Raw genomic sequence first — 14,729 nt, 5'->3', positions numbered from 1 at the left:
GCTCAGGCGGGGTTTCTCGTTGGATGGGGTGGCGTTTCAGTACCCCACAGTCAGGCCCGGCAGGTCCACCGTGATACGCGGACGCTCCAGCGCCAGCGCCAGGTGCTCGGCAAATTCGCGAGCTTCCTTTTCGTCGGTGGACAGCGTGTCGTAGCCCAGCGCGTCGGCCACACCCAGCACCTTGTCCAGCAACAGGACCTTGCCGCTGGGGCGCAGCGGCTCGCAGCCCAGGGTTTCCCAGGCGCTGTCGAACCAGTCGCGTGCATCGGCCTGGCGTTGCGGGGAGGGCTCGACGTTCGCGGACAGGTCCAGCGAACGGCGGGGGTCGAAAACGATGGTGATGTCGCTGCGCATGGGAAAAACTCCGTCAGAAGGCGTCAGGCCAACAGGGTAGGCAAAAAACGCCGGACAGATTGTCCGTCCGGCGACATATCCTTACCAGCCCCGCGACACTTCCCAGGTGACTTCGGCGCCCGCGGCTTGCGACTGGCGCATCATGTCCAGCAGCGGAAAGGCGCGTTCCTTCAGGCCCACCATGCGCGCCATCGGAGCGACGGCGGGCTTGTCGTCGTCTTCCTCGTCCTGGCCTTCGTGGGCGTGCTGGTACTCGTCGATCGCGCGTTCGATGCCGCTGATGGCCGGTCCCAGTTGCTCGACGGTGAAGACGCCGCGTTCGGGGATCTTGTCGCCGACGGACTTGCCGGCAGCCTGAAGCAGGGGCCCGGCGTGGTCGGTCAGCATCAGGACTTCGGCCACGACCTTGGAGTGAAAAGTGATCAGCATATTCTGGTCTCCCACAATGATTACCTTAGCTACGTACACTACCGCAACGTCCCCATGATGCCAACTGGCGCCCCCAAATCAACTATGATTCAGGGGTTTCCCGTGACAGCAGGCGCCGCGCCGGCCCTGATTCCGGCATGCGCGCGCCGGCTTGCCGGCCACCCGCCGGACGGCACCGTGCCCCGCGCCCGTCGGCGCGACGCGGATCGCCGGCAGGCCGCAAGCGCCGTGCCGCCATCGTCACTCACCCAGAACCACGCCAGACGCCCATGCTCCTCGAGCAACAGAAACAGCTAATCTCCCTGATCCAGGCCGCCGTCGCGCAAAGCCTGCCCGACGCCCAGCCCAACGTGCTGCTGGAGCGCCCCAAGGTTGCCGCCCACGGCGACGTCGCCACCAACGTGGCCATGCAGCTTGCCAAGCCTGCCCGACGCAATCCCCGCGAACTGGCCCAGGGCATCGTGGACGCCGTGATGGCCAATCCCGACGCCGCCGCGCTGGTCGAGAGCGCCGAAGTAGCCGGTCCCGGCTTCATCAACCTGCGCATCACCCCGGCCGCGCGCCAGGCCGTGATCGCCGCGGTGGCCCAGCAGGGCGAGGCCTACGGGCGCGCCCCGCGCCTGGGCGAAAAGATCCTGGTCGAATTCGTGTCGGCCAACCCCACCGGACCGCTGCACGTGGGCCATGCCCGCCAGGCCGCGCTGGGCGACGCGCTGTGCCGCCTGTACGACGCCGTCGGCTGGGACGTCACCCGCGAGTTCTACTACAACGACGCCGGCAACCAGATCCAGAACCTGGCGATCAGCGTGCAGGCCCGCGCCCGCGGCCTGACCACCGATTCCCCCGACTGGCCCGAAGACGGCTACAAGGGCGACTACATCGCCGATATCGCCCGCGACTTCCAGGACGGCAAGACCATCCAGGCGTCCGACGGCGAGCCCGTCACCGCCACGGGCAACATCGACAACCTGGACGACATCCGCGCCTTCGCCGTGGCCTACCTGCGCCGCGAACAGGACCTGGACCTGCAGGCGTTCGGCCTGGCGTTCGACAACTACTACCTGGAAAGCTCGCTCTACACGTCCGGCCGCGTCGAAGCGACGGTCAAGGCGCTGATTGCCGGCGGCCACACCTACGAGGAAGGCGGCGCGCTGTGGCTGCGCACCACCGAACTGGGCACGGGCGACGACAAAGACCGCGTCATGCGTAAAAGCGAGGGCGGCTACACCTATTTCGTCCCGGACGTGGCCTATCACAAGGCCAAATGGGAGCGCGGCTTTCACCGCGCCGTGAACATCCAGGGCAGCGACCACCACGGCACCGTGGCCCGCGTGCGCGCCGGCCTGCAGGCGCTGGAAGAGGGCATCCCGAAGGATTACCCGTCGTACGTCCTGCACAAGATGGTCAAGGTCATGCGCGGCGGCGAAGAGGTCAAGATCTCCAAGCGCGCCGGCAGCTACGTGACCATGCGCGACCTGATCGACTGGGTCGGCCGCGACGCGGTGCGCTACTTCCTGATCCAGCGCCGCGCCGACACGGAATTCGTGTTCGACGTGGACCTGGCCCTGTCCAAGAGCGACGAGAATCCGGTCTATTACATCCAGTACGCCCACGCGCGCATCTGCTCGGTCATCAACAACGCCGGCATGCCAGCCGCCGACGTGGCCCAGGCCGACGCCGCGCTGCTGACCGCGCCGACCGAATTCGCGCTGATGCAGCGCCTGGCCGAATTCCCGCAGGTGGTGGCGCTGGCCGCCCAGGACCTGTCGCCGCACCACATTGCGTTCTGGCTGCGCGACTGCGCGTCCGACTTCCACGCCTGGTACAACGCCGAGCGTGTGCTGGTCGACGACACCGCCGTGAAGCTGGCCCGCCTGCGCCTGGCCGCCACCACCCGCCAGGTGCTGGCAAACGGCCTGGCGCTCTTGGGCGTTTCCGCGCCCGAGCGGATGTAACATCGGTTCATGGCCACCAAGCGCAAATCCACCCGCCGTTCCTCCGGCGAAAGCGGCAGCACCCTGTACGGGGCGCTGGCCGGTCTGCTGATCGGGCTGATCGTCGCCGCCGTCGTCGCGTTCTATGTCACCAAGGCGCCCGTTCCCTTCGTGGACCGGGCCAGCCGCCAGGGCGAAACCGGCAAGCTGCCCGATCCGCGCTCGGCGCCGGACCCCAACGCGGGCCTCTATGGCCGCGACGGGGCGGCGGGCGCCCCGCCCACCGGTCCCACCGCCACCGCCCCGGCCCCGCTGCCGGGCGCAGGCGCGCCGGGCAAGGGCGACGAGACGCCCGCCAAGCTGGACGACCTGGGTGCGCTGATTGCCACGCTGCCCACGTCCCGGCCCCCCGCGGCCGCCCCGGCGGCCCCCGCCGCCACCGCGTCCGCGCCCACGCCCATCTCCAAGGCCGCCCCCGCGGCCACGGCCTCGGCCAAGCCTGCCGCCCCCGCTGCCACGGGCACGTACTACCTGCAAGCGGGCGCCTTCCGCGGCGAAAACGACGCCGAATCGCTCAAGGCGCGCATCATTCTGCTGGGCCTGCCGGTCGCGGTGCAGAAGGCGGAACTGAACGGCAAGCCCATCAATCGCGTCCGCGTCGGCCCGTTTGCCCGCCTGGACGACATGAACCGGGCACGTGGCCGCCTGGGCGAGAACAAGATCGAAACCGCCGTGGTGCGCCAGTAGCACCACGCGGCGGATCGTTTTGCATTGAACTAATCCGGCCCCGGGCCTGTCTGTAGCCTTTTATTCAGGAACCTCACCCATGCTGTCCCCCAAGCTCATCCGCATCCTGGCAGCCGCCGCGCTGACCGCCACCGCGTTCTTCAGCCCGGCCAGCCACGCGCAAGGCGCCCAGCAGTACGTGCCCATCAACCCGCCGCTGCCGTCGGACACCCCGGGCAAGGTCGAGGTCCTGGAATTCTTTGCCTATTCGTGCCCGCACTGCGCCGCAATGGAACCCATGGTTGAAGACTGGGTCAAGACCGCGCCGTCCGACGTCGTCCTCAAGCAAGTGCCGATCGCCTTCAACGCCGGCATGAAGCCGCTGCAACAGCTGTACTACACGCTGCAGGCCCTGGACCGTCCCGACCTGCACGCCAAGGTCTTCACGGCCATCCACGGCGAGCACAAGCGCCTGTTCGACAAGAAGGCCATGGGCGAGTGGATTGCGACCCAGGGCGTGGACCGCGCCAAGTTCGACTCGGTGTTCGATTCGTTCAGCGTGCAGACCCAGGTGCAGCGCGCCAACCAGCTCGCCGACGCCTACCGCATCGAAGGCACCCCGTCGTTCGCCGTGGGCGGCAAGTTCATGACCTCGCCGGTCATGGCGGGCAACAGCTACGAAGGCGCCTTGAAGCAGGTGAACGCGCTGATCCCGATGGCGCGCGCCAAGTAATCCGCGGCAAACGCTGCAATGCAAACGCCCCGAGCCTTTCCAGGCCGGGGCGTTTTTCTTCAGCCGTCTCGCAGCCGCGCGGCTATTCCTTGACGGACGCGGCCTGCTCGAAGGCCTGCGTCAGGTCGGCAATGATGTCTTCCGGCGATTCCAGCCCGATGTGCAGGCGCACGACGGGATTTTCGCCTTCGCCCCAATAGCGGTGCTTGGACAGGTCCTTCGGCGAAACCAGCTGCACCAGGCTTTCATAGCCGCCCCACGAGAAGCCGATGCCAAATAGCGTCAACGCATCGACAAAACGGCGCGCCGCGGCCGGGGACAGGGCCAGTTCAGCCGACAGCATGCCGTTCGACCCCGTGCAATCGCGCTTCCACAAATCGTGGCCGGGATCCTTCGGCCAGGCCGGATGGAAGAGGCGCACGGTCTCGGGACGGGCGTTCAGGAATTCGCACACCTGCATCGCGTGGCGCGCATGCTGAGCCATGCGGATGGGCATGGTGCGCACGCCGCGCAATGCCAGCCAGGCGTCGTCCGCGCTGATGGAGTAGCCCATCGCATACTGCGTGCGGTTCAGCTTGCGGGCGATGCCTTCGTCGTTGGTGACCACCGCGCCCAGCATCAGGTCGGAATGCCCGCCCACATACTTGGTGCCCGCGATGACCGAGACCTGCGCGCCCAGCGTCAGCGGCCGGTAGATATAGCCCGACCCCCAGGTGTTGTCGGTGGCCAGCACCAGCCCGTGCCGCTGCGCGATGGCGGCCATCGCGCCCATGTCCAGCATCTCGAAAAGCAGGGAACCCGGCGACTCCACGTACAGCAGCGTGGTGTTGGGCCGCACCAGCGCATCGATGTCCTCACCCGCCGCAAAGTAGGTGATGTCGATGTTCATGCGCTTGAGCACCGCGTCGTCCAGCTCGCGCATCGGGCCGTACACGCTGTCCGAGATCAATGCATGGTCGCCGGCCGAGCACAGCGCCATCATCACCATCGTCATGGCCGACAGACCCGACGACGCCAAGTAGCAATGCGTGCCGCCTTCGAGCTGCGTGAACACCTCTTCCAGCGCGGCATGCGTGTCCATGCCCATGCGCCCGTACGTCGACGCGCGCCCCCCGGCCGCCTTGCTGCGCTGCGCGGTTTCCAGCGCGGCGAGATTGGCAAAGCGCACCGTGCTGGCCCGCATGGGCGGCAATGGCACCGGCGCCGTGCCGGTCTCGGGATTGAACGGGGCGGTGCCCGCGTGCTGGAGAACCGTATCGATGTGTTTGGTAGGCATCTTGTAGAGGTGCGTCAAAGCCGGGAAAACCAAACCATATCAGGACACGGCGGGAATTTCAGCCGATCCATTGAATCGTCTCGGACAAATCCGCACGGCGGGTGCGGTAGCTGTTGGCCGGATGCGCCGTGTCCTCAAACCCGAACGAGATGCCGCAGACCACGCGCCGGCCGGGTCCGATGCCCAGCACTTCGCGCAGGACCTCGGGATACATCGCCAGCGACGCCTGGGCCACGGTTGCCACGCCGTTGGCTTGCGCGGCCAGCAAGAAATTGGCGACATAGCCGCCGCAATCCATGGCGCCGTATTCGCCCAGCGCCTCGTCGGTCGTGATGATGGCGACATGCGGCGCGTCAAAGAGGGCGAAGTTGCGCATCTCTTGCCGCCGGTAGGCCTCGCGATCGCCGCGCGGCACGCCCACTGCGCCGTACAGCTGAAAGCCGGATTCGCGGCGGCGGGCCAGGTATTCGTCGCGGTATTCACGCGGGAACGGGAAATCAGGCTTGAAGCCTTCGACCTGCGCGCGGCGTTCGAGCGCATCGCGCAGCCGCCGCGTGCCATCGCCTTCAGTGATCGCCACCTGCCACGGCTGGCAGTTGCACCAGGACGCCGTGCGCTGCGCCAAGGTCAGGATGCGTTCGATGGTGGCGCGGGGCACGGGTTCTGGCAGAAAGGCGCGGCAACTGTGGCGGGCCAGCAGCCATTCTTCGAGCGCCGCATCAGGCGGGGCGTCGTCGGCGTTATGGGCGCTTTTAGCGTGATGAGCGGCAACGGTCATGATCAGTCTGTCTCCTGTCGTGGTCGGCTTTGCCCTTATCATGCCACTTGCTGTCCGGCGCTGTCCGGGCGACGCTGTCCTCGCGCCAATGGCGCGGTGGCTTCAACGCTACGCCGCTGACCGAATGGACTTGTCGCTTCCACCGCCCCGTCGCATCCGCTGCTCCGATACCGAAGAGACTCCATGCTGCCCCTAGACACCCTCATCGCATTCTTTGGCATTGCCGTGCTGCTGGCGCTGACGCCGGGGCCGGACAACCTTTTCGTGCTGATGCAGTCCGCCATCTGGGGACGCAAGGCGGGCATGTTCGTGGTGCTGGGGTTGTGCACCGGCTTGCTGGGTCACACTGCGGCTGTCGCAGTCGGGCTGGCCGCGGTGTTCGCCGCCTCGCCCATCGCGTTCACCGTGCTCAAGCTGGCGGGCGCGGCCTATCTGGCGTATCTGGCCTGGCAGATCCTGCGCGCCCCCCTCGAATCCGAAGACGGAAAACGTCCCGAACCCATGCGGCCCGGCGCGTTGTACCGCCGCGGCATCGTCATGAACCTGACCAACCCCAAGGTGCTGCTGTTCTTCTTCGCCTTCCTGCCGCAATTCACGTCGCCGCGGCTCGGGCCGGTGGGTTTGCAGACGATGCAACTGGGTGCGGTGTTTATCGTGTCGACGCTGCTGGTGTTCGGGGCGATCGCGTTCTTCTCGGGTGCGTTCGGGGAATTGCTGCAGCGTTCGGTGACGGCCAAGCGCTGGTTGAATCGCATTGCCGCGCTGGTGTTCGTCGGGCTGGCCGTCAGGCTGGCGACGGCTTCCCGCTAGACACCGCTAATCGTCGCGCTGGTGCTGATTCCCAGCGGCGGCACGCGATCAGCGGGACACCGGCAGCCGGACACGAGCAGCGATGCTCGCATCCCCCGGCCGCCCATCATGCCAATCAAACCGCCTTGAACCGCACGATGCCATCGGCATCCTGCGCCCGCGTGAGCTTTCCATCGAAGTACAGGGCATGCAGATGCGCCAATGCCTCGCCCATCGCGAAAGTCAGCTGGTGCAGGTCCAGCTTGCGCTTGAACAGCACGGGCACGATGTCCGACGTCGATTGCGGCTGCACCGCACAGGCTTCCAGCACCTCGGCCAGCCGGTCGCGATGATGCTCGTGCTGCTGCGTGATGCGTTCATGCAGGCCCTTGAACGGGCGGCCGTGCGACGGCAGTACCAGCGTGTCGCGGGGCAGGCCGTCATAGCCGTGCAGCGACCGCAGATACAAGGGCAGCGGGTTGGCGTCGGGTTCGTAATCGAAGACGCTGACGTTGGTGGAAATGCGCGGCAGCACCATGTCGCCGGAGATCAGCACGCCAAGATCAGGCGAAAACAGCGATGCGTGTTCCGGCGCATGGCCATAGCCCACGATCACGCGCCAATCGCGCCCGCCGATGCGAACCTGGTCGCCGTCCATGATGCGGGTGTACCGCGACGGCACGGCGGGCACCAGGTTGGGGTAGTAGCTTGCGCGCTGGCGGATCTGCTCCTGCGAGTCTGGGTCGGTCAGGCCGTGGCGCGCGAAATGCTCGACCGCGGATTGGCCACCAGGGCCCGCCCCCGCGTCGGTGCGGCGCGACGACCACAGCGACGCCACCATGTAGTCCGTCATCGTCATCCACAGCCGCGCGTTCCAGCGTTCGCACAGCCAGTGGGCAAGGCCGATGTGGTCCGGGTGCATGTGCGTGACCAGCACGCGCAGCACGGGAAGGCCGTCCAGCTCATTCTTGAACACGTCTTCCCACAGCGTCTTCACCTCGTCGCGTGAAATGCCGCAGTCGACGATGGTCCAGCCGTCCTGGCCGTCGATGTTGTCGCGCAGCAGCCAGAGGTTGATATGATCCAGCGCGAACGGCAGCGGCATCCGGATCCATTTGACGCCCTCCGCCACCGCATGCGCGCGGCCGGCCTCGGGCTGGAAATCGGCCCAGGGATACTGAAGCTTCTGCTCGTTGGGGTTCATTGCCTCTCGCTCCACGCTTGACGATCACGTCAAGTCATCATAATTTACGTTTACGTAAACTGCCACACGTCGCATGCCCTCGTCAACCTGGACCATCTCCGAGCTCGCCCGCGAGTTCGACGTCACGCCCCGCACGATCCGCTTCTACGAAGACCAGGGAATCGTCAGCCCGGCGCGCGAGGGCCGCAACCGCATTTTCGGACCGCGCGACCGCACGCGCCTGAAACTGGCCCTGCGCGGCAAGCGGCTGGGCCTGCAGTTGTCCGAGATCCTGACGCTGATCGACATGTACGACGGACCCGGCGACACCGAAGTCCAGCTGCGCCAATACCTGTCCGTGCTGGAACAGCACCGCGCCACGCTGGAGCAGCAGCGCCGCGACATCGACGATACGCTGCAAGAAATCAGCGAACAGGAGCGCCAGTGCCGCGCCCTGCTGGCGCAGAAGCCGTAGTCCGCATGGCAGCACTTCAAACGCTGGGCCTGTTCGTTCTGACCGCCCTGGCCGAAATCATCGGCTGCTACCTGCCTTACCTTTGGCTGCGTAAAGGACACTCCATCTGGCTGCTGGCGCCCGCCTCGCTGAGTCTGGCGTTGTTTGCCTGGTTGCTGACCTTGCACCCGACGGCGTCCGGCCGCGTCTATGCCGCGTACGGCGGCGTCTACATCGGCATGGCGCTGCTGTGGCTGTGGGCGGTGGACGGCGTGCGGCCCAGCGCCAGCGACTGGATCGGCGTGGGCCTGTGCATCGCCGGGATGCTCGTGATCATGTTCGGGCCGCGCGGGAGCTGATCCGGGCCGCCAAACGGGCAAGAAAAAGCGCGCGTACCTGTAAAGGGCCGCGCGCTTTGCATGGGTGCTCGTCTTTGGCGCAAGCTGCGTCTCGGCGCATCTCCGCGCGGCGGATCGACCGCCGCCGCGCCGAAGTGCCACCGCAAACCGCCGATCACTCCGCCTTGATATTGCCTTCCTTGATGAGGCGGGCGTTGTTCGTGAACTCGGCCTGCACCTGCTTGGCAAACGCCTCGCCCGACGCCGTGCCCGGCTGCAGGAACGACTTGGCCAGAAGCTCCTGGAACTCGGCGCTGGCCACGGCCTTGTTCAACGCGGCCTGCAACGGCTGCGACACCGTGGGCGGCAGGTTGGCCGGCGCGAAGATGCCGAAGTTCGAGTAGTACTGCGCCTGCGGCAGCTTCAGCTCGGCCATCGTCGGCACGTCGGGCCACGCGGCCAGGCGTTGCGGCGCCATCACCGCCAGCGGCTTGAGCGCGCCGTTGGCCACGTGCGGCAACACCACGTCGCTGTTGACCACCAGCAGTTCCACCACGCCGCCCAGGCCGTCGGTCAGCGCCTGGCTGTTGCCGCGGTAGGGAACATGCAGCATCTTGGTCCCCGTCTGCGCGGTGACCGCCGCCATGCCGATGTGCGCAACCGTGCCCTGACCGGGCGTGCCATAGCGCACGCCTTCGGGATGCGCCTTGGCGTATTCCACGAGTCCCGCAAAATCCTTCACGGGCAGCGCCTTGGTCGCCACGATGGCCACCGGCGCGACGGCCACGCTGGCCACCGGCGTCAGGTCCTTCATCGGGTCGTAGTTGGTCTTGGCCAGATGCGGAAAGATCGTCAGCGGGCTGGTCGAGGCCAAGAGCAGCGTGGTGCCGTCCGGCTGCGCGCGCGCCACGTAGTCCGTGCCCACGGACGCGCCCGCGCCGGGCTTGTTCTCGACGATAACCGTGATGTTCGCTTCCTTGCGCAGCGCGTCGCCCAGACGCCGCGCGATCGCATCGGCGCTGCCGCCGGCCGTGTACGGCACGACCACGGTGACCGGCTTGGCCGGCCAGGTCTGCGCCATCGCGCCGCTTGCCATGATTGCCAGGGCCGCCCCCGCGGCCTTGATGAACAACGTCTTCTTTTTCATATCGTCCTGGTGATGTTGCGTAGCACTGCGTGGGTGAAACGGATTGCGGTAAAGCCCATCAGGCAAGGTAGCGTTGCGCCAGGCGAACCCAGTACGACGCCCCCGCCGGAATCAAGGAATCATTGAAGTCATAGCTGGCGTTGTGCAGCATGCACGGGCCCAGGCCGTGGCCCGCCATGCGGTGCTCGCCATCGCCGTTGCCCAGGAACACGTAGCACCCCGGCTTTTCCTGCAGCAGGAAGGCAAAGTCTTCCGACGCCATGGCCGGTTCGATGGTCAGCGCGCGGTCCTCGCCCACGACCTCGCGCATTACGCCCATGCAGAATTCCGTTTCGGCCACGGTGTTGACCAGCGCCGGGTAGCGGCGCTCGAAGTACACCTCGGCCTCGCAGCCATGCGCCGCGGCGATGCTGGGCGCGATCTCCTGCATGCGCCGCTCGATCAAATCGACCACGCCGGTGCTGTAGGCGCGCACCGAGCCGCCGAGCCACGCGGTATTAGGAATCACGTTGATGACGCTGCCGCCCGCCTGCACTTGCGTGATCGACAGCACCGCGGCATCCAGCGGACGCTTGCTGCGCGTCAGGATCGTCTGGAGCGACTGGCCGATGGCAAAGAGCGCCGGCACCGGATCACTGCAGTCCTGCGGCGCGGCGGCGTGGCCGCCCTTGCCCTTGACCGTGATCTTGAAGCCGTTCGCTGCCGCCATCATGGGACCTGCACAGACGCCGAACGCGCCAGCCGGCAAGCCTGGCCAGTTGTGCATGCCGAACACGGCCTCGCACGGAAACCGCGTGAAGAGGCCATCCTGGATCATCGCCCGGCCGCCCGCGCCGCCTTCCTCGGCCGGCTGAAAGCACAGGTACACGGTGCCGTCGAAGCCGCCCGCCGTCTGCAAATGCTGCGCCGCAGCCAGCAGCATCGCGGTATGGCCGTCATGGCCGCAGCCGTGCATCTTGCCGTCGTGACGCGAGCGATGCTCGAACTGGTTCTCTTCCTGCATGGGCAGCGCGTCCATGTCGGCGCGCAGCATGATCGCCCGGTCCGACGTGCCCCGCTTGATCACACCCACCACGCCCGTCTTGGCAATGCCCGTGTGTGTTTCGATGCCCCAGCCCTGCAGCGTGTCGGCCACCACCTTGGCCGTGCGGTGCTCTTCATAGCAAAGCTCCGGGTGCATGTGGATGTCACGGCGCAGCGCCACGATGTCGTCCAGGTTGGATAGTTCAAGCACAGCTGACTCCGTCGGATGTTTCAGGATTAAAGGGTCGCATCAAGTATTGCCCATCGTCCCTTCCGGCGCGTCCACAACACGCTAGGGATAACCCTCATCCAATTTACGTTTACGTAAACGTAATATTTGCACTGCATCATTGCGCGGCGCCGGACGAACGGCGCATCATGGATCACTCCCGCGACGGCGGCCAAGACACGCGCGCGCAGGCCCATGAATGTAAGCACCTACTATCACGGAGACATTGATGAATCTTCCCGGCCTGAACTTCGACCTGGGCGAAGACCTGGACATGCTGCGCGACGCCGTACGCAACTTCGCGCAGGCCGAGATCGCGCCGCGCGCCGCGGAAGTCGATCGCAGCGACCAGTTCCCCATGGACCTGTGGCGCAAATTCGGTGACCTTGGCGTGCTGGGCATGACCGCCGACGAGGAATACGGCGGCGCCAACATGGGTTACCTGGCCCACATGGTCGTCATGGAGGAAATCTCCCGCGCCAGCGCCTCCATCGGCCTGTCGTACGGCGCGCACTCCAACCTGTGCGTGAACCAGATCAACCGCAACGGCACCGCCGCCCAGAAGGCCAAGTACCTGCCCAAGCTCATCTCCGGCGAGCACGTGGGCGCGCTGGCCATGAGCGAACCGGGCGCCGGCTCCGACGTCGTCAGCATGAAGCTGCGCGCCGACAAGAAGGGCGACCGCTACGTGCTGAACGGCACCAAGATGTGGATCACCAATGGCCCGGACGCCGACACCCTCGTCGTCTACGCCAAGACCGACCCCGAGGCCCACCAGCGCGGCATCACCGCGTTCCTGGTCGAAAAGGGCTTCAAGGGCTTTTCCGTGGCGCAGAAGCTGGACAAGCTGGGCATGCGCGGCAGCCACACCGGCGAGCTGGTGTTTCAAGACTGCGAAATCCCCGAAGAAAACGTGCTGGGCCAGGTCAACGGCGGCGTGAAGGTGCTGATGAGCGGCCTGGACTACGAACGCGCCGTGCTGTCCGGCGGGCCGCTGGGCATCATGCAGGCCGTGATGGACGTGGTGGTGCCCTACATTCACGATCGCAAGCAGTTCGGTCAGGCCATCGGCGAATTCCAGCTCATCCAGGGCAAGGTCGCCGACCTGTACACCACGCTGCAAGCCAGCCGTGCCTTCTGCTATCAGGTCGGCAAGAACCTGGACAAACTGGGGTCTGACCACGTGCGCCAGGTGCGCAAGGACTGCGCCGCGCTCATCCTGTACACCGCCGAAAAGGCCACCTGGATGGCGGGCGAGGGCGTGCAGATCCTGGGCGGCAACGGCTACATCAACGAATACCCGGTCGGGCGCCTGTGGCGCGATGCCAAGCTGTACGAAATTGGCGCCGGCACCAGCGAAATCCGCCGCATGCTGATCGGCCGCGAACTCTTCAACGAAACCGCCTGACGCCTTATCCACAGCCCGCGCCATGATCCGCACGTCCGACATCCAGCACATTGAGCAGGCGCCCGCCCCGGGCCCCTCGCCGCTGGACGTCGCGCGGCTGATCCTGGCGGGTTTTGACCGGCACTACGCGCTGTTTCGCTACAGCGCGCAGCGCGCCAAGGCGCTGTTCGAATCCGGCGACTGGCATGGCATCCAGCACCTGTCGCGCGAACGCATCGAGTACTACGACATGCGCGTGCGCGAATGCGCCACGCAACTGGAAGGCGTGCTGCGCGGGCGGCCGGAAGGCGCGGTGGGTGGAAACGGCGCGGGCAACGGTGGCGGCAATGGCGCCGACGCCCCGTCCCTGACCGACGCGCAGACCGCCTACTGGCAAGACATCAAGCAGGAGTTCGTCGGCCTCTTGGGCGAACACCGCCAGCCCGAGTGCGCCGAGACCTTCTTCAACTCGGTGTCGTGCCGGCTGCTGCACCGCGACTACTTCCATAACGACTTCCTGTTCGTCCGGCCGGCCGTCGCCACCGACTACCTGGACAGCAGCATCCCGTCCTACCGCGTGTACTACCCGGTGACCGACGGCCTGGAAAAAAGCCTGATCCGCATGGTGGCCGACTTCGGCCTGGCGCTGCCTTTTGAAGACCTGCCGCGCGACACGCGATTGCTGGCGCGTGCCGCCGTGTCCAAGCTGCGCGCCGTGCTGCCACGCCACGTCGGCCGGCGCATCGCCACCGACTGCCAGATCCACGCGCTGGGCTCGCTTTTCTTTCGCAACAAGGGCGCCTACATCGTCGGCCGCCTGATCAACCAGACCACCGTCTATCCCTTTGCCATCGCACTGACGCGCAATCCGGCGGGACAGGTGACGCTGGACGCGCTGCTCTTGGGCGCGGACGACCTGAGCACGCTGTTCAGTTTTACCCGCGCGTATTTTCTGGTGGACATGGAAACGCCCGCGGCCGTGGTCAACTTCCTGTCGAGCCTCTTGCCGCGCAAGCCCAAGGCCGAGCTCTACACCATGATCGGCCTGCAAAAGCAGGGCAAGACGCTGTTCTACCGCGACTTCCTGCACCACCTGGCCCATTCGCGCGACGCCTTCGACATCGCCCCCGGCATCAAGGGCATGGTGATGTGCGTGTTCACGCTGCCGTCCTATCCGTACGTGTTCAAGCTCATCAAGGACCGCATCGACAAGGACGGCATGGATCACGCCACCGTGCGGCGCAAGTACCAGATGGTCAAACTGCACGATCGCGTCGGCCGCATGGCCGACACCTGGGAATATTCACAGGTCGCCTTGCCGCGCGCCCGCTTTGCGCCCGCGCTGCTCGATGAACTGCGCCGGCTGGTGCCCAGCCTCATCGAGGAAACCGGCGACACCGTCGTCATCCGCCACGTCTACATCGAACGCCGGATGACGCCGCTGAATCTGTATCTGCAGCAGGCGCCGGACGCGTTGCTGGACCACGCGGTGCGCGAATACGGGGACGCCATCCGGCAACTGGCCGCGGCCAATATCTTCCCCGGCGACATGCTTTACAAGAATTTCGGCGTCACGCGCCTGGGCCGGGTCGTCTTTTATGACTACGACGAAATCCAGCGCATGACCGAGATGAACTTCCGGCGCATCCCGCCGGCCCCGAATGAAGAAGCGGAGATGGCCGCCGAACCCTGGTACGCCATCGGTCCGAACGACGTCTTCCCCGAGGAATTCGGCCGCTTCCTGCTGGGCGATGCGCGGGTGCGCGGCGCCTTCATGCGTCACCATGCCGACCTCCTGGAACCGGACTGGTGGCAGGCCTGCCGCGCCCACGTAGCGCAAGGCCGGATCGAAGAATTTTTCCCTTACGATAAGGACAGACGCCTGCGCACAGACCGCCCGTCAAACGGCAACGCGGTGTTGTAACCCAATCGCTGTCCCGACCCTCACA

Annotated in this window: 15 protein-coding genes; 8 read left to right on the top strand and 7 right to left on the bottom strand. The window is 66.3% G+C overall.

Annotation, left to right across the window (positions count from 1 at the left end):
• Positions 1 to 36: 36 nt before the first annotated feature.
• Positions 37 to 354 (bottom strand): hypothetical protein, encoded by a 318-nt coding sequence (locus tag ASD87_RS25530; RefSeq protein ID WP_056327741.1) that lies wholly within the window; start codon positions 352 to 354, stop codon positions 37 to 39.
• 81 nt (positions 355 to 435) lie between these two features.
• A complete protein-coding gene (locus tag ASD87_RS25525; RefSeq protein ID WP_056327740.1) occupies positions 436 to 783 on the bottom strand; it encodes a DUF1840 domain-containing protein in 348 nt (115 codons plus the stop codon).
• 269 nt (positions 784 to 1,052) lie between these two features.
• Between ASD87_RS25525 and argS the strand changes: the two genes are divergently transcribed.
• The 3 genes from argS (at position 1,053) to ASD87_RS25510 (ending at position 4,176) form a co-directional block, all read left to right on the top strand.
• A complete protein-coding gene (argS, locus tag ASD87_RS25520) occupies positions 1,053 to 2,738 on the top strand; it encodes an arginine--tRNA ligase (RefSeq protein ID WP_056327739.1) in 1,686 nt (561 codons plus the stop codon).
• 9 nt (positions 2,739 to 2,747) lie between these two features.
• On the top strand, positions 2,748 to 3,464 hold the full coding sequence (locus tag ASD87_RS25515) for an SPOR domain-containing protein (RefSeq protein ID WP_056327738.1): 717 nt from the start codon (positions 2,748 to 2,750) through the stop codon (positions 3,462 to 3,464).
• 79 nt (positions 3,465 to 3,543) lie between these two features.
• Positions 3,544 to 4,176: a thiol:disulfide interchange protein DsbA/DsbL gene (locus ASD87_RS25510; RefSeq protein WP_056327737.1), complete on the top strand. Its 633-nt coding sequence runs from the start codon at positions 3,544 to 3,546 to the stop codon at positions 4,174 to 4,176.
• Positions 4,177 to 4,258: 82 nt separating this feature from the next.
• Here ASD87_RS25510 and metC read toward each other — a convergent pair whose 3' ends face one another.
• Positions 4,259 to 5,452, bottom strand: a complete 1,194-nt coding sequence (metC, locus tag ASD87_RS25505; protein WP_056327789.1) for a cystathionine beta-lyase — start codon at positions 5,450 to 5,452, stop codon at positions 4,259 to 4,261.
• A 58-nt stretch (positions 5,453 to 5,510) separates the two neighbouring features.
• The gene (locus ASD87_RS25500; protein WP_082586431.1) at positions 5,511 to 6,230 is read right to left on the bottom strand and encodes a nitroreductase; all 720 of its coding nucleotides are present in this window, start codon (positions 6,228 to 6,230) and stop codon (positions 5,511 to 5,513) included.
• 183 nt (positions 6,231 to 6,413) lie between these two features.
• Between ASD87_RS25500 and ASD87_RS25495 the strand changes: the two genes are divergently transcribed.
• Positions 6,414 to 7,040 carry a LysE family translocator gene (locus ASD87_RS25495; RefSeq protein ID WP_056327736.1) on the top strand — a complete coding sequence of 209 codons (627 nt, stop codon included), beginning with the start codon at positions 6,414 to 6,416 and terminating at the stop codon, positions 7,038 to 7,040.
• Positions 7,041 to 7,155: 115 nt separating this feature from the next.
• On the opposite strand, the gene ASD87_RS25490 is transcribed toward ASD87_RS25495, so the two are convergent.
• Entirely contained in the window at positions 7,156 to 8,223 is a 1,068-nt protein-coding gene (locus ASD87_RS25490; protein ID WP_056327735.1) for an MBL fold metallo-hydrolase, read from the bottom strand.
• A 73-nt stretch (positions 8,224 to 8,296) separates the two neighbouring features.
• On the opposite strand from ASD87_RS25490, the gene ASD87_RS25485 reads away from it, so the two are divergent.
• Positions 8,297 to 8,677: a MerR family DNA-binding transcriptional regulator gene (locus ASD87_RS25485; RefSeq protein ID WP_056327734.1), complete on the top strand. Its 381-nt coding sequence runs from the start codon at positions 8,297 to 8,299 to the stop codon at positions 8,675 to 8,677.
• Between the two features lie 5 nt (positions 8,678 to 8,682).
• The gene (locus tag ASD87_RS25480) at positions 8,683 to 9,015 is read left to right on the top strand and encodes a YnfA family protein (protein ID WP_056327733.1); all 333 of its coding nucleotides are present in this window, start codon (positions 8,683 to 8,685) and stop codon (positions 9,013 to 9,015) included.
• A gap of 154 nt (positions 9,016 to 9,169) precedes the next feature.
• On the opposite strand, the gene ASD87_RS25475 is transcribed toward ASD87_RS25480, so the two are convergent.
• Positions 9,170 to 10,141, bottom strand: a complete 972-nt coding sequence (locus tag ASD87_RS25475; protein WP_056327732.1) for a tripartite tricarboxylate transporter substrate binding protein — start codon at positions 10,139 to 10,141, stop codon at positions 9,170 to 9,172.
• Positions 10,142 to 10,199: 58 nt separating this feature from the next.
• Entirely contained in the window at positions 10,200 to 11,375 is a 1,176-nt protein-coding gene (locus tag ASD87_RS25470; protein ID WP_056327731.1) for a M20 aminoacylase family protein, read from the bottom strand.
• Positions 11,376 to 11,622: 247 nt separating this feature from the next.
• Here ASD87_RS25470 and ASD87_RS25465 point away from each other — a divergent pair, with 247 nt between their 5' ends.
• Both ASD87_RS25465 and aceK read left to right on the top strand, forming a co-directional pair.
• Positions 11,623 to 12,801, top strand: a complete 1,179-nt coding sequence (locus ASD87_RS25465) for an isovaleryl-CoA dehydrogenase (RefSeq protein WP_056327730.1) — start codon at positions 11,623 to 11,625, stop codon at positions 12,799 to 12,801.
• 22 nt (positions 12,802 to 12,823) lie between these two features.
• Positions 12,824 to 14,704, top strand: a complete 1,881-nt coding sequence (gene aceK / locus ASD87_RS25460) for a bifunctional isocitrate dehydrogenase kinase/phosphatase (RefSeq protein WP_056327729.1) — start codon at positions 12,824 to 12,826, stop codon at positions 14,702 to 14,704.
• Positions 14,705 to 14,729 lie beyond the last annotated feature (25 nt).

It is taken from the genome of Achromobacter sp. Root170, from assembly GCF_001428165.1.
GTDB classification, from domain to species: Bacteria; Pseudomonadota; Gammaproteobacteria; order Burkholderiales; family Burkholderiaceae_B; genus Achromobacter; species Achromobacter mucicolens.
The sequence above is the reverse complement of the archived record's forward strand: the minus strand, read 5'-3'. Positions and strand labels throughout refer to the sequence as shown.